The 22,078-nt window shown below is 28.0% G+C and carries 22 protein-coding genes and 2 tRNA genes; 11 read left to right on the forward strand and 13 right to left on the reverse strand.

Going from position 1 to position 22,078, the window contains the following annotated elements:
- Positions 1 to 49: 49 nt before the first annotated feature.
- The 3 genes from BLT70_RS08595 to ytxJ form a co-directional block, all read right to left on the reverse strand.
- Positions 50 to 1,441 (reverse strand): arginine decarboxylase, encoded by a 1,392-nt coding sequence (locus BLT70_RS08595; protein ID WP_091893548.1) that lies wholly within the window; start codon positions 1,439 to 1,441, stop codon positions 50 to 52.
- Positions 1,442 to 1,797: 356 nt separating this feature from the next.
- The gene (locus BLT70_RS08600) at positions 1,798 to 3,345 is read right to left on the reverse strand and encodes a DEAD/DEAH box helicase (RefSeq protein WP_091893550.1); all 1,548 of its coding nucleotides are present in this window, start codon (positions 3,343 to 3,345) and stop codon (positions 1,798 to 1,800) included.
- A gap of 58 nt (positions 3,346 to 3,403) precedes the next feature.
- The gene (gene ytxJ / locus BLT70_RS08605; protein ID WP_091893552.1) at positions 3,404 to 3,805 is read right to left on the reverse strand and encodes a bacillithiol system redox-active protein YtxJ; all 402 of its coding nucleotides are present in this window, start codon (positions 3,803 to 3,805) and stop codon (positions 3,404 to 3,406) included.
- 153 nt (positions 3,806 to 3,958) lie between these two features.
- Between ytxJ and clpB the strand changes: the two genes are divergently transcribed.
- Both clpB and BLT70_RS08615 read left to right on the forward strand, forming a co-directional pair.
- Entirely contained in the window at positions 3,959 to 6,565 is a 2,607-nt protein-coding gene (gene clpB, locus BLT70_RS08610; RefSeq protein ID WP_091893554.1) for an ATP-dependent chaperone ClpB, read from the forward strand.
- Between the two features lie 92 nt (positions 6,566 to 6,657).
- Positions 6,658 to 7,170 (forward strand): histidine phosphatase family protein, encoded by a 513-nt coding sequence (locus tag BLT70_RS08615; RefSeq protein WP_091893556.1) that lies wholly within the window; start codon positions 6,658 to 6,660, stop codon positions 7,168 to 7,170.
- A 54-nt stretch (positions 7,171 to 7,224) separates the two neighbouring features.
- Here BLT70_RS08615 and BLT70_RS08620 read toward each other — a convergent pair whose 3' ends face one another.
- On the reverse strand, positions 7,225 to 7,971 hold the full coding sequence (locus BLT70_RS08620) for a DUF6503 family protein (protein WP_091893557.1): 747 nt from the start codon (positions 7,969 to 7,971) through the stop codon (positions 7,225 to 7,227).
- 103 nt (positions 7,972 to 8,074) lie between these two features.
- Between BLT70_RS08620 and smpB the strand changes: the two genes are divergently transcribed.
- The 4 genes from smpB (at position 8,075) to BLT70_RS08640 (ending at position 10,940) form a co-directional block, all read left to right on the forward strand.
- Positions 8,075 to 8,542: an SsrA-binding protein SmpB gene (gene smpB, locus BLT70_RS08625; protein WP_091893559.1), complete on the forward strand. Its 468-nt coding sequence runs from the start codon at positions 8,075 to 8,077 to the stop codon at positions 8,540 to 8,542.
- Between the two features lie 9 nt (positions 8,543 to 8,551).
- Positions 8,552 to 9,130 (forward strand): Maf-like protein, encoded by a 579-nt coding sequence (locus BLT70_RS08630; protein WP_091893561.1) that lies wholly within the window; start codon positions 8,552 to 8,554, stop codon positions 9,128 to 9,130.
- Between the two features lie 201 nt (positions 9,131 to 9,331).
- Positions 9,332 to 10,285 carry a transketolase family protein gene (locus BLT70_RS08635; protein ID WP_091893563.1) on the forward strand — a complete coding sequence of 318 codons (954 nt, stop codon included), beginning with the start codon at positions 9,332 to 9,334 and terminating at the stop codon, positions 10,283 to 10,285.
- Between the two features lie 52 nt (positions 10,286 to 10,337).
- On the forward strand, positions 10,338 to 10,940 hold the full coding sequence (locus BLT70_RS08640; protein WP_091893565.1) for an outer membrane beta-barrel protein: 603 nt from the start codon (positions 10,338 to 10,340) through the stop codon (positions 10,938 to 10,940).
- A 74-nt stretch (positions 10,941 to 11,014) separates the two neighbouring features.
- On the opposite strand, the gene BLT70_RS08645 is transcribed toward BLT70_RS08640, so the two are convergent.
- Positions 11,015 to 11,896, reverse strand: coding sequence for an FKBP-type peptidyl-prolyl cis-trans isomerase (locus BLT70_RS08645; RefSeq protein WP_091893567.1), 882 nt, complete (start codon positions 11,894 to 11,896; stop codon positions 11,015 to 11,017).
- A gap of 79 nt (positions 11,897 to 11,975) precedes the next feature.
- Here BLT70_RS08645 and BLT70_RS08650 point away from each other — a divergent pair, with 79 nt between their 5' ends.
- Together BLT70_RS08650 and BLT70_RS08655 are read left to right on the forward strand one after the other, a co-directional pair.
- The gene (locus BLT70_RS08650) at positions 11,976 to 12,356 is read left to right on the forward strand and encodes an RNA-binding S4 domain-containing protein (protein WP_091893569.1); all 381 of its coding nucleotides are present in this window, start codon (positions 11,976 to 11,978) and stop codon (positions 12,354 to 12,356) included.
- Positions 12,353 to 12,856, forward strand: coding sequence for a phosphoribosyltransferase family protein (locus tag BLT70_RS08655; RefSeq protein ID WP_091893571.1), 504 nt, complete (start codon positions 12,353 to 12,355; stop codon positions 12,854 to 12,856). Before BLT70_RS08650 ends, BLT70_RS08655 begins: the two co-directional genes overlap by 4 nt.
- Here the strand turns inward: BLT70_RS08655 and BLT70_RS08660 are convergent.
- Positions 12,848 to 13,363, reverse strand: a complete 516-nt coding sequence (locus tag BLT70_RS08660; protein ID WP_091897553.1) for a shikimate kinase — start codon at positions 13,361 to 13,363, stop codon at positions 12,848 to 12,850. The two genes, BLT70_RS08655 and BLT70_RS08660, sit on opposite strands and share 9 nt — an antisense overlap.
- A 95-nt stretch (positions 13,364 to 13,458) precedes the next feature.
- On the opposite strand from BLT70_RS08660, the gene BLT70_RS08665 reads away from it, so the two are divergent.
- The 3 genes from BLT70_RS08665 to BLT70_RS08675 all read left to right on the forward strand — a co-directional run bounded on the left by BLT70_RS08665 (position 13,459) and on the right by BLT70_RS08675 (position 14,541).
- A tRNA-Lys gene (locus tag BLT70_RS08665) sits at positions 13,459 to 13,531 on the forward strand.
- Positions 13,532 to 13,581: 50 nt separating this feature from the next.
- Positions 13,582 to 13,665: transfer RNA gene (locus BLT70_RS08670), tRNA-Leu, on the forward strand.
- Positions 13,666 to 13,740: 75 nt separating this feature from the next.
- Positions 13,741 to 14,541, forward strand: a complete 801-nt coding sequence (locus BLT70_RS08675) for a carboxypeptidase-like regulatory domain-containing protein (protein WP_091893573.1) — start codon at positions 13,741 to 13,743, stop codon at positions 14,539 to 14,541.
- 455 nt (positions 14,542 to 14,996) lie between these two features.
- Here the strand turns inward: BLT70_RS08675 and BLT70_RS08680 are convergent, their stop codons facing one another.
- The 7 genes from BLT70_RS08680 to BLT70_RS08710 form a co-directional block, all read right to left on the reverse strand.
- The gene (locus BLT70_RS08680; protein WP_091893575.1) at positions 14,997 to 15,827 is read right to left on the reverse strand and encodes a prohibitin family protein; all 831 of its coding nucleotides are present in this window, start codon (positions 15,825 to 15,827) and stop codon (positions 14,997 to 14,999) included.
- Between the two features lie 43 nt (positions 15,828 to 15,870).
- The gene (locus BLT70_RS08685) at positions 15,871 to 16,764 is read right to left on the reverse strand and encodes a cation diffusion facilitator family transporter (protein ID WP_091893576.1); all 894 of its coding nucleotides are present in this window, start codon (positions 16,762 to 16,764) and stop codon (positions 15,871 to 15,873) included.
- A 46-nt stretch (positions 16,765 to 16,810) separates the two neighbouring features.
- A complete protein-coding gene (locus BLT70_RS08690) occupies positions 16,811 to 17,203 on the reverse strand; it encodes an acyl-CoA thioesterase (RefSeq protein ID WP_091893578.1) in 393 nt (130 codons plus the stop codon).
- 19 nt (positions 17,204 to 17,222) lie between these two features.
- Positions 17,223 to 19,250: a VWA domain-containing protein gene (locus BLT70_RS08695; protein WP_231962643.1), complete on the reverse strand. Its 2,028-nt coding sequence runs from the start codon at positions 19,248 to 19,250 to the stop codon at positions 17,223 to 17,225.
- A gap of 98 nt (positions 19,251 to 19,348) precedes the next feature.
- Positions 19,349 to 20,095, reverse strand: coding sequence for a 3-oxoacyl-[acyl-carrier-protein] reductase (gene fabG / locus BLT70_RS08700; RefSeq protein WP_091893580.1), 747 nt, complete (start codon positions 20,093 to 20,095; stop codon positions 19,349 to 19,351).
- 86 nt (positions 20,096 to 20,181) lie between these two features.
- Positions 20,182 to 21,054: a succinate--CoA ligase subunit alpha gene (gene sucD / locus BLT70_RS08705; RefSeq protein ID WP_091893581.1), complete on the reverse strand. Its 873-nt coding sequence runs from the start codon at positions 21,052 to 21,054 to the stop codon at positions 20,182 to 20,184.
- A 69-nt stretch (positions 21,055 to 21,123) separates the two neighbouring features.
- Positions 21,124 to 22,041, reverse strand: coding sequence for a UDP-3-O-(3-hydroxymyristoyl)glucosamine N-acyltransferase (locus BLT70_RS08710; RefSeq protein WP_091893583.1), 918 nt, complete (start codon positions 22,039 to 22,041; stop codon positions 21,124 to 21,126).
- Positions 22,042 to 22,078 lie beyond the last annotated feature (37 nt).

A 22,078-nucleotide genomic window follows, 5' to 3' on the forward strand; every position in this document is an offset into this window, starting at 1 on the left:
TACTGTTTTTTTGTTTTGTTTTTAAATTTATTTTTTTGTTAATAATTTCTTAATAACCAAGAATAGAAAGTAGTTCACTACTTTTTTGTTGCTCTTTAAATATTTTAGTTATTAAGTTTCCGTTTTCGTCTCTATCTATTATTAGATGTTTTGGATGCGGAATTAAGCAATGCTGTAATCCGCCGAAACCACCTACAGATTCTTGATAAGCTCCGGTATTAAAAAAACCAATATAAAGAGGTTTATCTTTTTCATAAACTGGTAAATAAATACCATTAATATGTTGTTCTGAATTGTAATAATCATCACTATCACATGTTAAACCGCCTAATAAAACACGTTCATATTTATGATTCCATTTATTAATTGGCAACATTACAAAACGCTTGTTAATTGCCCAAGAATCTGGTAAAGTTGTTATAAAAGAAGAGTTTATCATGTTCCAACGTTCTCTATCATTTTGTTTTTTCTGATATAAAACTTCATAAATTGCCGCTCCAGATTCGCCAACTGTAAAACTTCCAAATTCTGTAAAAATATGCGGAACTTCTACTTCTGCTTCATCACAAGCTTGTTTAATTTGATTGATAATTTCATCTATCATATATTGATAGTCATAATCAAAACCTAAAGAATTTTTAATAGGAAAACCACCACCAATATTTAAACTATCTAAAGTAGGACACACTTTTTTAAGGTTGATATAAACATTTAAACATTTCATTAATTCGTTCCAATAATAGGCGTTATCTTTTATACCTGTATTGATAAAAAAATGTAACATTTTTAAATCTACTTGTTCATTATCAGCAATTTCACGCTCATAAAAAGATACAATATTTTTGTAACCAATACCTAATCTAGATGTATAAAATTCAAATTTTGGTTCTTCTTCGGATGCGATTCTGATACCAACATTAAATTTTTCTTTCGTTTCTAATAGTAATAAATCAATTTCTTCGTAATTATCTATAATAGGTATACAATTTTTATGACCAGAATTGATTAAACCTCCAATATTTTTAATGTATTGATCTCTTTTAAATCCGTTACATATTACATATGTACTATCTTTTATTTTACCTTCTTTTTTAAGATTATTTACAATATCAATGTCAAAAGCAGATGAAGTTTCTATATGAATATCATTTTTTAAAGCTTCATTTAAAATGTGCTTAAAGTGTGAGCTTTTTGTACAATAACTATAAAAGTATTTTCCTTTATAATTATGTTTATCCATACTTTTTTGAAACCAACCTTTTGCCTTATTAATATTTTCTGATATTTTAGGCAAATATGTAAATTTTAATGGAGCGCCATATTTAGCAGTTAATTCCATTAAATTAATTCCATGCCAGAATAATTTATTGTTTTCTGTTTTAAATTCTTCTTGTGGAAAGTAGAAAGTTTGTTGTATTAAATCTATGTATTTAGTATTCACTCTATTTATTTGTTTATTTGATTAATGAAAAAACCATCTTTACTAAAACTTATAAAGAAGTTTTAGTAAAGAAACTATATCTTAATAATAAAGTTTTATCACTGTAATATTTGCAAATAAACTACATGCAACTTTGAGAAAAGCTGCAAATGAGGTAAAAAAGAAGGTGGAGATAACACAATTTTTTCGTTACATTTCCAAAATGCTATGCAACTATCTTTCTCCAAAAAACAGTTACATCCGAAATAAGGAAAACCTATGATTTTGCTCATTACAAAGAGCGTAAATGTAAATTATTTTTTAATACAAAAATAAAAAAATATTTTTTTTTCAACATTTAATTTTCCTTATAAACACTAGTCTTCAGGAGGGTAACCGTATATTTCTTCAAAAATTTCATCAAAATTAGATCTTAAAAAAGCGTTTAATTTCTTTCTATAATCATCTTTTAACCAAGTTACAAAATTATGTGTGCTTTTAGAAATACATTTTGCATATCTATTAATTCTATCATCGATCTCCTCTCCTAGCATTTTAGCTAAAATTAAAGCATCAAAAACATCTTCACTATTTTCAATACACATAATTGCATGATGCTCTATAGATTTTTCTAAAACTCTTTTAGATGATTCACCAGCTTTAATAGTATCAATATACACTTTTTTCATATCAAAATAAGTGTCTGTAGATTTTGCAAACTCTTTTTTAACATCTGCTGGTAATTCGTATCTAAAAGTACTTTCTATATCTTCGTCAGAAAGAATAGCATCTAAATAGTAATCTGGAGCTCTAAACATTTTTTGCCAGTCTAAATCTGCTCCCCAAGCTCCAAATCTGTGAAAATTATTTCCTAAATCTACAACTTCAAAAGTATTTTTATCTCCGTATATTCGAGAACCACGTCCTATCATTTGGTAATATAGGGTTAATGATTTTGTAGCCCTATTTAAAATAATTGCTTCAATACTTGGTTCATCGAATCCAGTTGTTAAAATACTTACAGAAGTAAGAATAGCATTTGGTGTTTTATGAAACCATTTTAAAATAAATTCTCTTTCTTTTTTGGTATTTGTATTATCTAAATGTGCAATAGGATATCCTGCTTTTTTAAATGCATGAAAAACCTGAATAGATGTATTTATACCATTATTAAAAATTAATGTTTTCTTTCCTTTTGCTGTTTCTTCATAAGCCGAAACTAATTTAGAAAGCATGTCTGTATTTGTATATAAATCTTCAGAAGATTTTACAGTATAATCTCCATTTGCACCTACTTCTAACGAAGTTAAACCTACATTATAAGAGTACATATTTGCACTTGCCAAGTATTCATTATCAATTAAATGCTGTATAGATTCGCCAACAAATAGCTCTTGATAATTCTCATACATTGGCAACTTAGTGTTTGAACTTAAAGGAGTTGCAGTAACACCAAGGATAAAAGATTCATCAAAAAACTTAAATATTTTTGTAAATGAATTATAATGCGCCTCATCAACAATTACTAAACCTACATCAGAAATATCAACTTTATCATCATTTAACCTATTTTTCAAAGTTTCAACCATGGCTACAAAACAATTAAAATTATCTTGATCGTCTAAAATTGCAGTTGAATTAATGATTTTGTTTTTAACACCAAATTCATTTAACATTTTAGAAGTTTGTTTACTTAACTCAATTCTATGAGTTAAAACTAAAACTTTCTTCTTATAAGTTTTTATATAACGTCTAACAATTTCAGAAAAAATCACGGTTTTTCCACCTCCTGTAGGTAATTGATATAAAAGATGATAATCTTGAGGCGCGTCTTTAAATCGTTGAAAAATTTCTTCAAGCGCATCTTGTTGATATCCGTATAACTCTTTACCTATAATTTTTTTTGAAGTACTTATTTCTGCCAAAGGAATCTAAATTTAAAAATACAAAAATAAGACTTATAATAGGTTTATCACAATTATACTAAATAAATCTTGCTAAATTAATATTCGTTATATCATAATGGGAAGCATCAAAGACAGAAATTTCATTTTTTATGACTAATAATTGTGGTGATTGATGCATAACTTGAAAAGTATAACCTACTTCATCAGATATATTTCTATAATTTAATAAATCAAGATAATATACTTTTAAATGCTCATGTTCTTCTGTAAATAATTTTTCAAATCGCTTAATAACCATACTGCTAATTCCGCAACGAGTTGAATGTTTAAATATAAAAACTGATGTAGTTTTAGATTCTTCTTTAATTTCTTTTAACTGACTTACATCATTTAAAGGTATCCAATTTATTTTTAAATTTGATTTAGAAGATGATTCTGAAGAAGATGATTCTCCAAAGATTTTATTAAATATACTCATTCTATGTTTTTTATTCTTTGTCGATGTAAATATAATAAACTTTCATCAGTCAAAAAGGCAGTAAAACAAAGATATTTAAAGACAAATTGTCTTATTTTAAAATAAAAATATGCATGGTATTAAAATTGATTTAATAATGAAAAAAAACAGAATATGAACTTTAACAACTATACAACAAAATCGCAAGAAACCATACAAATGGCGCAACAAATTGCGCAAGGTTTTGGTCATAATCAAATAGAAAACGAACATCTTTTTAAAGCTTTAACACAAGTTGATGAAAATGTTTTACCTTTTTTATTAAAGAAATTAAACATCAATATTGATGTTGTAGCACAGATTTTAGATAAACAATTAGAAAGTTTACCTAAAGTTTCTGGTGCAGAATTAATGCTTTCTAGAGAAGCTAGTAAAACATTAACAGAAGCCGCTGTTATTGCTAAAAAAATGAAAGATGATTATGTTTCAATCGAGCATTTAATTTTAGCAATTTTTAAATCGAAAAGTAATATTGCTCAAGTTTTAAAAGATCAAGGAGTAACAGAAAAACACTTAAAAGCTGCAATTGAAGAACTTAGAAAAGGCGAAAATGTAACGTCTCAAAGCCAAGAAGAAACGTACAATTCTTTAAATAAATATGCAAAAAATTTAAATCAGTTAGCAGAAGAAGGTAAACTAGATCCTGTAATTGGTAGAGATGAAGAAATTAGAAGATTATTACAAATTTTATCAAGAAGAACAAAAAATAACCCAATTTTAGTTGGTGAACCTGGAACAGGTAAAACAGCAATTGCAGAAGGATTAGCGCACAGAATTGTAGATGGTGATGTACCAGAAAACTTGAAAAATAAATTAATTTTTTCTTTGGATATGGGTGCGTTAATTGCTGGCGCAAAATATAAAGGTGAATTTGAAGAACGACTAAAAGCAGTTATAAAAGAGGTAACAAATTCTGATGGTGATATTGTACTTTTTATTGATGAAATTCACACCTTAGTTGGTGCTGGTGGCGGTCAAGGTGCAATGGATGCAGCAAATATTTTAAAACCTGCTTTAGCTCGTGGAGAATTGCGTGCAATTGGTGCAACTACCTTGGATGAATATCAAAAATATTTTGAAAAAGACAAAGCTTTAGAAAGACGTTTTCAAAAAGTAATTGTGAACGAACCAGACACAGAAAGTGCTATTTCTATTTTAAGAGGAATTAAAGAAAAATATGAAACACACCATAAAGTTCGTATAAAAGATGAAGCAATTATTGGTGCTGTAGAATTATCTCAACGTTATATTACCAATCGATTTTTGCCAGATAAAGCAATTGATTTAATGGATGAAGCGATGGCTAAACTGCGTATGGAAATAAACTCTAAACCAGAAGAATTAGATGTTTTAGATAGAAAAATAATGCAATTAGAAATCGAAATTGAAGCCATAAAACGAGAAAAAGATGAAACGAAATTAAAATCTTTACGATCTGATTTAGCAAATCTAAAAGAAGAACGTAACGAAATGAATGCAAAATGGAAATCTGAAAAAGATATTGTAGATAATATTCAGAATGCAAAAGCAGCCATTGAAGATTATAAAATTGAAGCCGAAAAAGCAGAACGTGAAGGAGATTATGGTAAAGTTGCAGAAATTAGATATGGTAAAATTCAAAAAGCGCAAGAAGATTTAGAAGGTTTTCAAAAAGTTTTACACGAAAATCAATCTGAAAAATCATTAATAAAAGAAGAAGTAACCTACGAAGATATTGCAGAAGTTGTTGCAAAATGGACTGGAATTCCGGTTACAAAAATGATTCAATCAGATCGTGAAAAATTACTAAGACTAGAGTCTCAACTACATAAAAGAGTTGTTGGTCAAGGAGAAGCAATTATTGCAGTTTCTGATGCTGTTAGACGATCAAGAGCTGGTTTGCAAAACCCTAATAAACCTGTTGGAAGTTTCTTATTTTTAGGAACAACAGGAGTTGGTAAAACTGAGTTAGCAAAAGCTTTAGCAGAATATCTTTTTGATGATGAAAACGCCATGACTAGAATTGATATGAGCGAATATCAAGAAAAACATTCTGTAAGTAGATTAATTGGTGCGCCTCCAGGATATGTTGGTTATGATGAAGGTGGGCAATTAACAGAAGCTGTTAGAAGAAGACCTTATTCTGTGGTACTTTTAGATGAAATTGAAAAAGCACATCCAGATACATTTAATATTCTTTTGCAAGTTTTAGATGAAGGTAGATTAACGGATAATAAAGGTAGAATTGCAGATTTTAAAAACACAATTATTATAATGACTTCAAATATTGGAAGCCAAATAATTCAAGAGAAATTTAGCGATCCAAAAGCAGATTTAGAATCTGTTACAGAATTAGCAAAAATTGAGGTTTTAGCATTATTAAAACAATCTGTAAGACCAGAATTCTTAAACAGAATAGATGATGTTATTATGTTTACACCTTTAAGTAAAAATGATATTTTTGAAATTGTAAGATTACAAATTGAACAGTTAAAGAAAATGATTGGCAAACAAGATATTACTTTAGATGCTACAGATGAAGCAATTACATATTTAGCTAAAAAAGGTTATCAGCCAGAATTTGGAGCAAGACCTGTAAAAAGAGTTATTCAAAAAGAAGTTTTAAATCAACTTTCTAAAGAAATTTTATCAGGTAAAGTAACGACAGATAGTATAATTTTATTAGACGCTTTTGATGATCAACTAGTATTTAGAAATCAATCTGAATTTGTTGAAAATTAAAAACTAAAATAAAGTTTGGTTCGTTGGTAAAAGTGGTGTTTGAAAAAATACCGCTTTTACTTTTTTAGTATATTCGCTAAAATATCTTTATCATGAAAAAATATCTTTTAGTATTATTTGTTGTATTAATTTCTTGTAATTCAAACTCCAAAAAAGAAGAAACAGATACTGCCACAACCACTTATTTTTTGATTAGACATGCCGAAAAAGATAGAACTGATGCTAGTAATAAAGACCCTAATTTAAATCCAGAAGGTTTAGAAAGAGCAGAAAAATGGGCAAAATACTTTCAAAATATTGATTTAGATGCTGTTTATTCTACAAATTATAATAGAACACAACAAACAGCAAAACCAACTGCAGACAGTAAAAAATTAGCCATTATAAATTATAATCCAAGTAATATGTATGATTCTATATTTCAGAAAAATACATCAGGAAAAACAACATTAGTTGTTGGTCATAGTAATACAACACCTGCTTTTGTAAACAAAATTTTAGACCAAAAAAAATATAAAGACATTGATGATAATGACAATTCTAGCTTATTTATTATCACCATTAATAAGAACGGAAAAACTAGTAAAATAGAAAAAGTTAATTAACAATTACTAAAAGTTCAAGTTCATATTTAATTAAACTAACTTGAACTTTTAATTTTACTCTAAAATTTTAACTTCAATATCTTCTAAAACAATTTCAGATATTTTTTTAAGCTGATTATTTTCAAAAGCTTTATCAGTATCAATTAATGCAATTGAAGTATTTTCTGGCTTATAATTATGATAATCTACAAAACGAATTCCGTTTATACTACATTGTTCTTTTAAAACTCTAAAACGTTTTCCTCCGCCATTTGTATGATAAGCATACGCTAAATAATCAATTAAAAAATCCTTTTTACCAATCCAATAAATAAATACATCTTCAAAATCTTCTCCTCCGCCATTTTCAGAAAATGTAACTTCTATTTTATAATATTCTTTACCTTTTATAGTTGCAGATGGTAATAATTTTTTTCGAACAGCTTCATCATTTAATCCGTAAGGTAAAACAGAAAAATAATGAACAGAATTTACAGCATTTTCATTACTTTTTGCTTTAGAATTTTCTAATTCAGGTAATTTATGTCCGTTTAAAAACTTTGAATATCCATTATTTGAAACAAGATCTTCCTCTATTTCAGAAAATTTATTTTTATAAGTTCTAAACAATTTAAAATTTCCATTTCTTCTAACAGCTGCATAATTTTTATCTCTAAACTTAAATCTTATTTGAGAATTTGCAATTTTATCAGCACCAGAAGCTGTAATTGTTTTATCAATAATTTGTTGCGCTGTTAGTTTTTTTTCTGATGAATGAACAGCACTTAGTAACGTAAATAAAAGTATAAATAAATATCTCATTGAGTTTTGTTTCTTGTAGTCGAAAATAGATTTCAAAATTACATTTCTTTGGCCAAAGTAAAAATGTATCTTTGTTAAAAATCATTTAAATTAAAACCAGTCAATGACTGTTCAGAAAAAAATAAACATACAGAATAAAAAAGCGCGTTTCGAATATGAAATTCTAGACAAATATGTTGCTGGAATTCAGTTAACAGGAACAGAAATTAAGTCTATAAGATTAAGTCAGGCAAGAATCACAGAAAGCTTTTGTGAGTTTAACGATCGTGGAGAATTGTTTATCGTAAATATGTACATTCAAGAATATATGTTTGGGCATCACTTTAACCACAAGCCCAAAAGCGAGCGTAGACTTTTAATGAATAAACGCGAGTTAAGAAGTCTTAAAAAAGATGTGGAAGCTAAAGGTAACACGATTGTTCCTTTACGTTTATTTCTAAATGACAGAGGTTTAGCCAAATTAGAAATTGCTTTAGCAAAAGGAAAACAAACACACGATAAACGCGAAGTGATAAAAGATAGAGACAACAAACGTGATTTATCTAGAATTAAGAAAAATTTTAACGGATAATTATTTCTGATGTTAAAAGAAAAACTTAAAAATTATCATATTATTTTAGCTTCAGGATCTCCTAGAAGGCAGCAATTTTTTAAAGATTTAGATATTGATTTTGATATTCAATTAAAAGAAGTTGATGAAATTTATCCGCATAAATTAAAAGGAAGTGAAATTACAGATTATTTAGCTGATTTAAAATCAAAAGCATTTACAAATTTATCAGAAAATGACATCTTAATTACTTCGGATACCATTGTTTGGCTAGAAAATAAAGCTTTAGGAAAACCAAAAGACACACAAGATGCTTTTAATATGTTAAGAGCTTTATCTGGCAAAAAACATGAAGTAATTACTTCGATAAGTATAAAAAACAAGCATTTTCAGAAAATTATAAATGATACTACTTTTGTTACTTTCAAAGAAATTTCTGATGAAGAGATTAATTATTACATCAAAAATTATAGTCCTTTAGACAAAGCTGGAGCGTATGGAATTCAAGAATGGATTGGTTTTATTGCAATTTCAAATATAGAAGGAAGTTATTTTAATGTTGTTGGTTTGCCTGTGCACAAACTGTACGAAGAATTAATGAAGTTGTAGATATCAAAAAATTAAAATTTTTATTATTTGTACGAATAATTCGCTTTTAAAAACTTAAATCTTGCACTTATTTTACCCTTTTTATTTAGACTTTCTCACATTCTGTTAAAAAGTCTTTTTTCTATTCTCGCTTTTCATTTCTTTAAAGAGAAATAAAAGTTTATTTTTACCCAAAATTTTTACAACACAACATATATTATAATGAAAAAATACACGTACACAGAAAAAAAAGATACTCGTTCTGGCTTTGGTGATGGTTTAACGGAATTAGGAAGAACAAATCCAAACGTAGTTGCTTTATGTGCAGATTTAATTGGTTCTTTAAAAATGGATCAATTTATAAAAGAAAATCCAGAAAGATTTTTCCAAATAGGAATAGCAGAAGCAAATATGATTGGTATTGCTGCTGGTTTAACAATTGGAGGTAAAATTCCTTTTACAGGAACATTTGCAAATTTTTCTACTGGGCGTGTTTACGATCAAATTCGCCAATCGGTTGCTTATTCTGGTAAAAACGTAAAAATTTGTGCTTCTCACGCAGGTGTAACTTTAGGTGAAGATGGAGCAACACATCAAATATTAGAAGATATTGGTTTGATGAAAATGTTACCTGGAATGACAGTTATTAATCCTTGTGATTATAATCAAACCAAAGCAGCAACGATTGCAATTGCAGATTTTGACGGTCCTGTTTATTTACGTTTTGGGCGTCCAAAAGTGCCTGTATTTATGCCAACTGATGAAGAATTTGTAATTGGTAAAGGAATTCAATTAACAGAAGGAACAGATGTTACTATTGTTGCAACAGGTCATTTAGTTTGGGAATCTTTACAAGCTGCAGAACAATTAGAAGCAGAAGGAATTTCTGTTGATGTTATAAATATTCATACTATTAAGCCTTTAGATGAAGAAATTATCTTAAAATCTATTGCTAAAACAGGATGTATTGTTACTGCAGAAGAGCATAATAAATTAGGTGGTTTAGGCGAAAGTGTTGCAAGAACATTGGCTTTAAACAATCCAACTCCTCAAGAATTTGTTGCAACTAATGATACTTTTGGAGAATCTGGAACTCCAGAACAATTAATGGCAAAATATGGTTTAGATGCTGCTGCAGTTGTAAAAGCTGTTAAAAAAGTAATATCTCGAAAATAATAACGTTTTAGTTTAAGAAATCAATTTAATTATTAATTTAAAAAAGAAAAAGATGAAAAAAATAATTTTAATAATGTTTTTGACTTTTGCAATAAGCGAAACTACAAACGCACAAATAGATTTTGGTATTAAAGGTGGTGTAAACTATAACAATAATGGTGATGCAACTTTTTCTACGGCTGGTAACGATATAATAGACGGAGCAGAATCTAAATCTGGATATCATGCCGGAATTTGGTTTAGAGGAAAATTACCTATTATAGGTTTATATTTAAGACCAGAAATTGTTTACACACAAATAAAAAGCGAATACTTATACAAAAGTTTATCAACAGATTATGACTTTAAGAAATTAGATGTTCCTGTATTATTAGGGAAAAAAGTTTTAGGTTTTGGAAATATTTTTATTGGTCCATCTTTTCAATATATTTTAGAAGATGAATTTAAATTTTCTACTCTTTCTACCGATGATTTTGACAAATTTTCTGTTGGATTACAAATGGGTTTTGGAGTAGAGTTTGGAAGTTTAGGTATTGATGTTCGTTGGGAAAGAGGACTATCTAATACCGAAGCTAACTTTGTAGACAGTAATACTAATGTTAATATTGATAATAGGACTAATCAAATTATTTTTGGCGTATCTATAAAACTTTAAAAGTTATATTTTATAAAACTAAAAAAGCTCTTGATTTCTCAAGAGCTTTTTTTTATCTAATTAAATTACAAAAACTAATTACTTACTTTAATTAAAGAGTTTAAATAATCTGCTAAAGTAGAATTATCAGGATCGCTAAAATCATTTGCTGGATTTCCATCAGAATTAGCATCTTCATTAATTGTTAAAATACCATCACCATCATCATCTGCATCAGCATAATTTGGAGAACCATCTAAATCTGTATCATCATTTCTTGGATCACCATCTCCGTCTGGATCTTCAAAAAATGATGCAACACCATCGTTATCGTGATCTGTATCTTTTATAAAATCGTATAACTCTATTTTAAACATTAAGCACTCACTACCTAAAATACTAGTAGTTCCAGATGGCCCATAAGCTAAACCAGAAGGAAGAAACAAAATTCCCTTCCCACCATTTTCATAAGTAATAGGGCCATTATCTGTGATATTATCTCCACCTTTAAATTTTGGAATTCCATAAGTCCAACCTCTAATTACACTATTTAGCGTAAGCCAAAGACCATTATTTTTATCAAAAGAAGCACTAATACTATCTGTATTAACAATTCTTTTTCCTTCATATTTAACTAAAACAGAATCCATTACTGTAGGATAACCTTTTTCTACAGTTGGACTACCTACTCTATTGGTGTAATAATAAAAAGTATAATCTATCTCATTATCTACAACATCATACTGCTCTAAATTTTCATCTTCAATAAGAGCAGTTTTACCTGAAACTAATAATTTTACTTCATCTTCAGTTACATCATAATAATGATTACTTAAAAACTTCACTAAAGTATCACTGTCTATCAAAGCCTGTCCTTCATAATCAAAATTATCTACATAGACTGAAGAAGACTCATCACAAGCATACACAATAGTTGCCAAAATTATTAATGCTAAAATGTTTTTTATTTTTGTCATTTATCCTTAAAATTTGTGGGCGCAATTTACCATTTTTATACCTTTGTAAAAAGACAAACGTTATTTTTTAACTTTTTTTATGAGAATTGATAAATATTTATGGTGCATTCGAGTTTTTAAGACAAGAAGCATAGCAACAGCAGCTTGTAAAAAAGGACAAGTTAAGATCGAAAATAAGAGTATAAAACCCTCTAAAGAAGTATTTGGTAACGAATTGATTTTAGTAAGAAAAAATCAAATAAATTATCAAATAAAAGTTTTAGATTTACCAGAAAGTAGAGTTGGTGCAAAAATAGTTGATCTTTATAAAAAAGATGTAACTCCGAAAGAAGAATTTGAGAAAACAGAACTCTTAAAATACTCTAAGGATTATTACCGTAAAAAAGGCACGGGAAGACCTACTAAAAAAGATAGAAGAGATATTGAAGGATATCAAGAAGATACTGAAGAAAACTTATGACAACAGAAAAAAATATTATTTTAAATACTTTAAAAGTTAATCAGAAAATTAAAAGAATTGCTTATCAAATCTATGAAAGTAATAGTAATGAAAAAGAAGTTATTATTGCTGGTATAGTTGGTAATGGATATCTTTTTGCTGAAAAGCTAGTAGAAATTCTTAAAGAAATTTCCTCTTTAAAAGTAACAATTTGCTTAGTAAAAATTAATAAAAAAAAGCCTTTAGCTCCAATTACTACAACATTAACTGTTGCTGATTATAAAAATAAATCTTTAGTTTTAGTAGATGATGTTTTAAACTCTGGTACAACTTTAATCTATGGTGTAAAACACTTTTTAGAAGTTCCTTTAAAAAGGTTTAAAACGGCAGTATTAGTTAACAGAAATCATAAAAAATACCCTGTAAAAGCAGATTTTAAAGGTGTTTCTTTATCAACTTCTATTAAAGAACATGTTCATATCGATTTTACAGATAAAGAAATAAATGTGTATTTAATTTAAAAATTCTACTAATTCTTTAGCTACTTTCTTTTTTGATTTATCATCAATTTTTATAATTTTTTTAGCTTGCTCATAGAAGAAGCGTCTTTCAAAAAGATGCTTAGCAACAAATTCTGGAATTTGATCATCATCTAAAGAAGCTATTAAAGGTCTTTTACTTTTCTTTTTTATCAACCTTTTTACCATTGTAGGTACATTACCTTGTAAATAGATAGACATTGTATCGTTTTTATTAATTTCTTCCATATTATTCGCATAACACGGAGTTCCTCCACCCAAAGAAAGTATAAAATCTTCCTTTTTTGACAGTATTTGCTTTAAATATCTGTTCTCAATCAATCTAAAATAGATTTCTCCCTTTTCTTTAAAAATTTCTGAAATAGACATTTTTTCTTGGTCTATAATATAATCATCTAAGTCTATAAAACTCAAAGACAAATTTTTAGAAAGCATTTTACCAATACTTGATTTTCCAGATGCCATATATCCTAATAAAATAATTTTCACTTTTTTTATTTTTAGCAAATATCGATAAAATTTTTTCATTTTTATGCTTCAAATTCAAATGATAGGTAGTATATTTGCACCTCAATTAAAAAAAAGACCCGGTAGCTCAGTTGGTAGAGCATCTCCCTTTTAAGGAGATGGTCCTGGGTTCGAGCCCCAGCCTGGTCACTACAAAAAAGTTAAGCAGTAATTGCTTAACTTTTTTAGTTTTATTTAAAGCGCACGTGGCGGAATTGGTAGACGCGCCACCTTGAGGGGGTGGTATTCGCAAGGATGTGGAAGTTCGAATCTTCTCGTGCGCACTTTTTTTATAATTATTTTTACTTCTTCACAAAATATTAACCTTTCTATACACTTTTATACTTAATTTTGCAGTTATGCAAAGAAATCTAATAATTTTGTGCTTATTTATAAGTTTAAGCGCGTTCTCTCAAAAAGACAGTACACTTACTATTTTAAAAGGCCAAATTATACACGCCGAAACTAAACGTGCTTTAAGTGCGGCTCACGTTTTAAATTTAAATGCTGTTCTTGGTACAATTACAGATGATAAAGGTTTTTTTAAATTATCCGCAAAAGCAAATGACACAATTCTTGTTTCTTATCTTGGATTTTCATCAATAAAACTAAAAATTACTAATGATTTACTAAAAGGTAATGAATTAGAAATTGCACTTCATGAAAAACCTGAAGAAATTAAAGAGGTAATTATTAAATCTACACAATTAATTGGTGTCTTAGAAGTTGATGTAAAAATGGTACCAAAAGACAAATTTACAAGAATACATATTAATGGATTGCCACAAACTTATGAAGTTGGTAAACCACAAAGTAGAAACTACTCCTCTCCTATCGCAGCGTTATTTCAACCTGTAGATTTTCTATACAGCCTTTTCGGAAAAAAACCTAAACAACTTAAAAAGCTTCAAAAATTAAAAAAAGAAGACGATTTACGTAAAATGTTAGCGGGTAATTTTGATAGAGAGGTTATAATGGAATATCTAGAAATGGATAGACAAGAATTAACAGATTTAATTACTGATTGTAATTACTCTGAATATTTTATTAAAAAAGCTTCTGATTTACAAATGATAGAAGCAGTTTTAGATTGTTATGAAAATCATAAAGCTCTTAAAAAAGGTAAAATAGAACGTAATAAACTTCCTGTAAAAAACTAAACCTTTTTAAAATGAAAAGAGCCAAAAGGAATACTTTTGGCTCTAATCAACTATTAAAAACTAACTAATCTAAAATCTCATAAAAGAGTTTTTATTTAATAATAAGACGCTATTTTACTTTATAAGTTACAAATTTTGATAGGCTTTAACATAACTTTAAGAAATTAGAATTATTATTTAAACTCATTAATTGTTCCATAAAAGACAAAAGCTCTTATTACATTTAATTCTAACTAGAAATATTTGTTTCTAACTTTTTAAAAACCCTATAATTTACTGCTTTATTGTTACACATTAATTTGAAAAAAAAGTTCTAAAATCTTTAATCACTTTGTTTTAAATAGATTTTATCAAACTTAACATATTTATAATTATACATTAATATGGTTAATATATATAATCAAAAAAAATCCAGCAAAAAGCCGGATTTTAAATGTATAAAAAGTTTTAAACTCTTATTGATTACCTAAAATAATTGGCATTCCAGATTTACCAGAACCAATAATAATTACTTTACTATTTGTAGATTTAGAAAGTTCTAAAGTAGCTCCAATACCTTTTTCTTGTAAAATTTTATCTGTTAAAGATTCACTTAAAATTTTATTTGCTACAGCTTTACCTTCTGCATCAATTTTTTGTCTTTTAGCCTCTTTTTCTGCTTTTGCTATTCTAAATTCATATTCTAAAGATTCTTGCTCTTGTTTTAACTTCGTTTCAATTGCTGTTCTAATTGTAGTTGGCAACTTAACATCTTCAACCAAAACACGTGTAACTAACAAATATTGATCTTTTAAAACTATTTTAATTTCATCTAAAATTTCTTGTTCAATTACATCTCTTTTACTAGAATATAATTGTTCTGGTGTATAACGACCAACAACACTTCTTGCTGCTGCATTAATAGCAGGATCTAATAATTCACGTTCATAATCTTCTCCTTTAGTTTTTATTAGTAATCCTAAGTTTTTAAACTCTGGTTCGTACCAAATAGTACCGTTTACTTTAACTTCTAATCCGTTTACGGAAAGTACATTCATTTCATCAGAAATAGATTGCTGACGAACTTTTCTTACGATCATTCTGTTCCAAGGAGCCACAATATGAAATCCTTCACTATACGTTTTTTCTGTATTTACACCATTTCCTAAAGATTCAAAAATAACTCCTCCTTCTCCAGGACCAATAGTTATTGTAGATTTTGAAAATAAAATTATTACTGCCACGATTACTACAACAATGAATATTCCACCTTTTGGGAATTTAAGTTCCATTTGATTATTTGCCATTCTATATATTTTTAAATTTTATCAAATTTACAATATAAGTTCTTTAAACACAATCTATATATTCACAATCTTCAGAAACATCCATTTCTAAAGTAATATGCTCTAAATAAAAATCATCATGTAAAACTTTTCTAATTTCTTTTTTAACTTCATCTGCTTTTTGCCAAGAAATGCTTTTATCAAACATTAAAAGATGAACTGTTAAAATATTATATTCACCATCCATTGTCCATAAATGACAATCATGAATACTTTTTACTTCTTTATTTTCAAGAATTTTAGTTTTTATTTTATCAACAGAAATAGCGATTGGAGTTCCTTGTAAAATAATTCTGATACTTTCTTGCCCATTATTAAAAACATTAGATAAAATATATAAAGCAATTAATAAAGATAAAATTGGATCTAATATTGGCACATTCCAAAATTGCATTACTATACTTGCAATTAATACCGAAACCCAACCTAAAACGTCTTCTAGCATATGTAAAGAAACCACTCGTTCATTAATTGATGTTCCTTTTTGAAGTTTTAAAACTGCTGCTCCGTTTACTATAATTCCTAAAATAGCAAACCACATCATTCCTTTTGCGTCTGATTCTTCTGGATTTATAATTCTAGGAATTGCATTAAAAATAATAATAACAGAACCAACAAGTAAGATAATAGAATTAATAATAGCTCCTAAAAGTGAAAACCTTTTGTAACCATAAGAATAATTTTTTGTTGCTTTTTTGTTTGATATTTTTTGAAAATACCATGCCATTCCTAAACTTAAACTATCTCCTAAATCATGAATTGCATCAGAAGTTATTGCTAAACTGTTAGTATAAATTCCGCCAATAAACTCAATTATAGTAAAGAATAAATTTAGAAAAAAAGCAATTTTTATATTTTCTGTTGATGAATTTTCATGATGATGATGATGATATCCCATATTGTTTTTTTAAATAGACATTTTTATAAATTAAAAGATGCAATTCTTAATCTTCATTTAATCTATCCTTTACAAATTCAATCTCTGTTTTACCGTGTTCTTTTGGGTGTCCATTTTCATCCAAAGAAACCATAACAATTCTATCAACATCAATAATTGTTTTTCTAGTTAATTTATTTCTAACATTACATGTTAAAGTAATAGAAGTTCTACCAAATTTTACAACATCGATACCAATTTCTATAATATCTCCTTGTTTTGCAGAACTTTTAAAATCAATTTCCGACATGTATTTAGTAACGGTTCTTGCTGTCTCTAACTGAATAATTGCATAAATTGCTACTTCTTCATCAATAAATTGCAATAATTTACCACCAAATAAAGTTCCATTTGGGTTTAAATCTTCTGGTTTTACCCATTTTCTTGTGTGAAATCTCATATACTTTTTTTCTTATTTATTAAATTTTTCCATGATATTTTCTGATAAACCATTCTATTGATAACAAACAAATTACAATACCTAAAAACCATTTCCAATCAATTAAATTCTGCTGTTTTACAGATGATTTTTGAACCGTATAAAAAGACTCGTTTGTTAAAAGTTCTTTCGATAAATCATCAACTTGGTTTTTGTAAAACAGCTTTCCTCCAGTTTTTGTTGCTAATTGTTGCAACTTATTTACGTTGGCATTTGTAAATTGTTCTTCAATTTGATAATCAGTTATTTTAAAACGACCGTATTTATTTATTTTCTGATTTAAAACTTCCACTTTATACGTATAATCTCCGGAAGTAAGATTCTCTATTTCTACCTGATAAGAATTATGAATTAATGAAAAAGGAATTTTTGAAACTTCTTTTGTTTCTGTATTTGTAATTGAAATTTCTAAAGCTGCTCTTGCATCAAATTGATAATTTTTATCTGTATAAAATGCTGATATATTTATTGTTGAATTTGCTGGGTATAAACTTTCTGCATTAATTTCTAATCGATTTCTTTTTTTATTCGATGCTAAAAACTGCACTAAACTTCCTGTAAATTTATCAAACTCTTCAAAAGAATTTGTGTTTAAAAAACTAGCTGCTCTCCATTTCCAAATTCCTTCACCAAACAAAACTGCTGATTTTTGATTATTGATATCAAAAGTTGCCAATAAAGATTGTTTTGTTACAACTCCGTTTATATTCTGATACAATAAAGTTTGATGTTCTTTAGAAATAACAACTTCTCCAAACTTGTCTTTTAATGGTGGAAAATTAGAAAAACCAATATCTTCTTGTAAAAAAGTTAAAAAACCATCATTGTAAATTGCGCCATAATTTTCTGTTTGATTGATAGCATTTTTGGTAAAACCTAGTTGTTGTTTATTGATGAAATTCCAGTCTGTATTTGAACCAGAAATCAATAAATAATTACTATTATTCTGTTTTAAATCAGAAATAAAATGATTAAACTTATTATTTAATTGATATAAAATAACTAACTGGTAATCATATAAATTATTCTTAAATTTATCAATCAAAAAAACATCTACAGTACGTTGTTTATTACTTTCAATAGATTTTTTTAAAGCACCAATATCTGGATGTAAAACTGAAGTTAAAATCAATACTTTTGTCTGCTCATCAATTACTTCTACAGAAAAATTTTTACTATTATTTTTTGTATTTTTCTCGTTATTTATTTTTCTGATGGAAGCTGTGTAATATTGCAATCCTTCTTTTGTTGAAGTTAAATTTGCTGTAATTGTTGCTGATTTTTTATCCGAAGAAAAAGTAACATCTTTTCTAAAAACTGTTTTTCCTTCATTAAAAATTGAAAATTGAGTTGTTACATTTTCATTGCCTTCGTAATTTAAAATAACCTCAACAGGAAATTTATTTTTAATATAACTGTATTTATTTACGTTTAACTGTGTAATTTTTACATCAACATATTTTGTTGTATCACCAATTACAATTGGATAAATTGGCTGTTTTGTATTTAAAAACTCATAATCAGAACCAATTGTTTGGTTACCATCTGTAATTAAAATTATCGGGGCAATTTTTTCTTTATACAATTCATCAATTCCTGTAATTGCGGCTTCAATATTGGTTTCATTTTCAGAAAAAGAAAAACTATCTAAAACTTGCAAATCCTTACCAAAAGTGAATTGCTTTACAGAAAACTTATTTTTTAAATCATTGTTATTCTTAATGGTAGCGATAATGCCTTTTACATTTTTATCTTCTTTAAAAAACGGAACAGATTTAGAATTATCAGCCAAAACAGCTAAAATTGGTTTTTCATTTTCTATTACTGTATTTTCAATTGTAGGATTTATCAGCAATAAAATCAACAAAAACAAACTTAATGTTTTTAAAACAAAGAGCAAATTTGTAACTTTTGGTTTGTTTTTTACTTTGTAATAATATTGAAAAAATGCTATTGATAGACTCAATAACAGCGCTAAAATGGTGTATAAAATTGTGGCTATTTGCAATGATTTTATTTTAACATAAAGATATAAAGAACTATCTAAAAACAAAAAACCTGCAACGTTAAATGTTGCAGGTTTCCTATTATTTTATTCTTTCAATTCTAGGTTAACATTCCTCCATCAACAGAAAGTGTTTGTCCTGTAATATAAGAGCTCATATCTGAAGCTAAAAACACACAGGCATTTGCAATATCTTCTGGTGTTCCTCCTCTTTTTAAAGGAATTCCATCTCGCCAACTTTGCACAGTTGCTTCGTCTAATTTATCTGTCATTTCTGTTTCAATAAATCCAGGAGCAATTACGTTACTTCTAATGTTTCTAGAACCTAACTCTAAAGCTACAGATTTAGAAAACCCAACAATACCAGCTTTAGAAGCTGCATAATTTGTTTGACCAGCATTTCCTTTTAAACCAACAACAGAACTCATATTTATAATAGAACCTGCTCTTTGTTTCATCATAGGACGAATAACTGCTTTCGTTAAATTAAAAACCGATTTTAAATTTACTTCAATTACTTTATCAAAATCATCTTCAGAAATACGCATTAACAAATTATCTTTTGTAATTCCGGCATTATTTACTAAAATATCAATTGCACCAAATTCTTTTAAAACTTCTTTGGCTAATTCTTGAGCTGCATCAAAATTTGCTGCGTTAGATTGATATCCTTTAGCAGAAACTCCGTAAGACTTTAATTCTTCTTCTAACGCATTTGCAGCATCTACAGAAGAACTATACGTAAAAGCAACATTTGCACCTTGTTTTGCAAATTCAACTGCAATTCCACGTCCAATTCCTCTAGTTGCACCCGTTATTATTGCTGATTTATTTTCTAGTAATTTCATATTTTATTGTTTAGTTAATTATCAAATATAAAAAAGAAATTCCCGTTTTCACGGGAATTTATATATCATTCTCTATTAAGAAAAGATTATTTTAAAACTTTTGCAACCATTTCTCCAATTTTAGCTGGCGAGCTTACAACGTGAATTCCGTTTTCTGCTAAAATTTTCATTTTTGCTTGTGCTGTATCATCTGCTCCACCAACAATAGCTCCTGCGTGTCCCATTGTTCTTCCTGCAGGTGCAGTTTGACCAGCGATAAAACCAACAACTGGTTTTCTATTTCCATCAGCTTTAATCCATTGTGCAGCTTCTGCTTCTAAATTTCCACCAATTTCACCAATCATCACAATTGCTTCAGTTTCTGGATCATTCATTAATAACTCAACAGCTTCTTTAGTAGTTGTTCCAATAATTGGATCTCCACCAATACCAATTGCTGTTGTAATTCCAAATCCTTGTTTCACAACCTGATCTGCAGCTTCATACGTTAAAGTTCCTGATTTAGAAACGATACCAACTCTTCCTTTTTTGAAGATAAAACCTGGCATAATACCAACTTTAGCTTCATCTGGAGTAATAACTCCTGGACAGTTAGGACCAACTAATCTTGTATCTTTATTTGCAATATATGCTTTTACTTTTACCATGTCTGCAGTAGGAATTCCTTCAGTAATACAAATAATTACTTTGATTCCTGCATCTGCAGCTTCCATAATTGCATCCGCAGCAAAAGCTGGTGGTACAAAAATAATTGAAGTGTCTGCTCCTACTTTTTCAACAGCATCAGCAACAGTATTAAAAACTGGCTTACCTAAGTGTTCTTGACCTCCTTTACCTGGAGTTACACCACCAACAACATTGGTTCCATAGTCAATCATTTGACCAGCGTGAAAAGTACCTTCACTACCAGTAAAACCTTGTACAATAATTTTTGATTCCTTATTTACTAAAACACTCATGGTTTGTTATTTTAATTTTGTTTTACAAAAATAGTTCTTTGTTTACTTTATAAAAAACTAATCTATTATTTATTTTTCTTTTAACAATCTTTTTAGACCCGCTAATTGTTTTAGCTTTTCTCTTGATTCTTCTATTGGCGTTCCAAAATAAGACTTACCTCCTACTACAGATTTTGTTACACCTGTTTGTCCTAAAATAATTGCACCTTTACCAATTGTAATTCCGCTATTTGTACCAACTTGTCCCCAAATAGTAACTTCGTCTTCAATAATTACACAACCTGCAATTCCTGTTTGTGAAGCAATTAAGCATTTTTCGCCAATAACAGTATCATGGCCAACATGAACTTGATTGTCTATTTTTGTTCCTTTTTTTATGGTTGTATCACCACTAACACCTTTATCAATTGTACAAGAAGCACCTAAATCTACATTATCTTCAAGTACAACTCTTCCTCCAGAAATTAATTTATCATAACCTTCTGGCCTTTTTTTGTAATAAAAAGCATCAGCACCTAAAACTGTATTTGCATGTATGGTTACATTATTACCAATAATTGTTTCATCATAAATAGTAACATTTGGATGAATTACACAATTTTTTCCTATTGAAACATTATTACCAACAAAAACATTTGGCTGAATAACTGTTCCCTCACCAATAATAGCACTTTCAGAAATACTTACTTTGGATGCAATAAAAGGATTAAAGTGTTTTGTTATTTTATTAAAATCACGAAATGGATCATCAGAAATTAATAAAGCTTTGCCTTCTGGACAATCTACTTTTTTATTGATTAAAATAATTGTTGCAGCAGAATTTAATGCTTTATCATAATATTTAGGATGATCTACAAAAACGATGTCGCCTTTTTCTACAACATGAATTTCGTTAATCCCTTTTATAGCAAATGATGCATCACCAATAAACTCACAATTTATAATTTGAGCTATTTCTTCTAATGTTTGTGTTCTTGAGAAATTCAATTTAATTTTACAATTAAGTATTCAATAATCCTTTTTA

The sequence above is a fragment of the Polaribacter sp. KT25b genome, from assembly GCF_900105145.1.
Taxonomy (GTDB): domain Bacteria; phylum Bacteroidota; class Bacteroidia; order Flavobacteriales; family Flavobacteriaceae; genus Polaribacter.

Coding starts and splice junctions, on each gene's coding strand:
- ytxJ (WP_091893552.1), bottom strand. CDS start 3,805: ATGAGTATATTTAATAAAATCTTTGGAGAATCATCTTCTTCAGAATCA.
- clpB (WP_091893554.1), top strand. CDS start 3,959: ATGAACTTTAACAACTATACAACAAAATCGCAAGAAACCATACAAATG.
- BLT70_RS08615 (WP_091893556.1), top strand. CDS start 6,658: ATGAAAAAATATCTTTTAGTATTATTTGTTGTATTAATTTCTTGTAAT.
- BLT70_RS08620 (WP_091893557.1), bottom strand. CDS start 7,971: ATGAGATATTTATTTATACTTTTATTTACGTTACTAAGTGCTGTTCAT.
- smpB (WP_091893559.1), top strand. CDS start 8,075: ATGACTGTTCAGAAAAAAATAAACATACAGAATAAAAAAGCGCGTTTC.
- BLT70_RS08630 (WP_091893561.1), top strand. CDS start 8,552: ATGTTAAAAGAAAAACTTAAAAATTATCATATTATTTTAGCTTCAGGA.
- BLT70_RS08635 (WP_091893563.1), top strand. CDS start 9,332: ATGAAAAAATACACGTACACAGAAAAAAAAGATACTCGTTCTGGCTTT.
- BLT70_RS08640 (WP_091893565.1), top strand. CDS start 10,338: ATGAAAAAAATAATTTTAATAATGTTTTTGACTTTTGCAATAAGCGAA.
- BLT70_RS08645 (WP_091893567.1), bottom strand. CDS start 11,896: ATGACAAAAATAAAAAACATTTTAGCATTAATAATTTTGGCAACTATT.
- BLT70_RS08650 (WP_091893569.1), top strand. CDS start 11,976: ATGAGAATTGATAAATATTTATGGTGCATTCGAGTTTTTAAGACAAGA.
- BLT70_RS08655 (WP_091893571.1), top strand. CDS start 12,353: ATGACAACAGAAAAAAATATTATTTTAAATACTTTAAAAGTTAATCAG.
- BLT70_RS08675 (WP_091893573.1), top strand. CDS start 13,741: ATGCAAAGAAATCTAATAATTTTGTGCTTATTTATAAGTTTAAGCGCG.
- BLT70_RS08680 (WP_091893575.1), bottom strand. CDS start 15,827: ATGGCAAATAATCAAATGGAACTTAAATTCCCAAAAGGTGGAATATTC.
- BLT70_RS08685 (WP_091893576.1), bottom strand. CDS start 16,764: ATGGGATATCATCATCATCATCATGAAAATTCATCAACAGAAAATATA.
- BLT70_RS08690 (WP_091893578.1), bottom strand. CDS start 17,203: ATGAGATTTCACACAAGAAAATGGGTAAAACCAGAAGATTTAAACCCA.
- fabG (WP_091893580.1), bottom strand. CDS start 20,095: ATGAAATTACTAGAAAATAAATCAGCAATAATAACGGGTGCAACTAGA.
- sucD (WP_091893581.1), bottom strand. CDS start 21,054: ATGAGTGTTTTAGTAAATAAGGAATCAAAAATTATTGTACAAGGTTTT.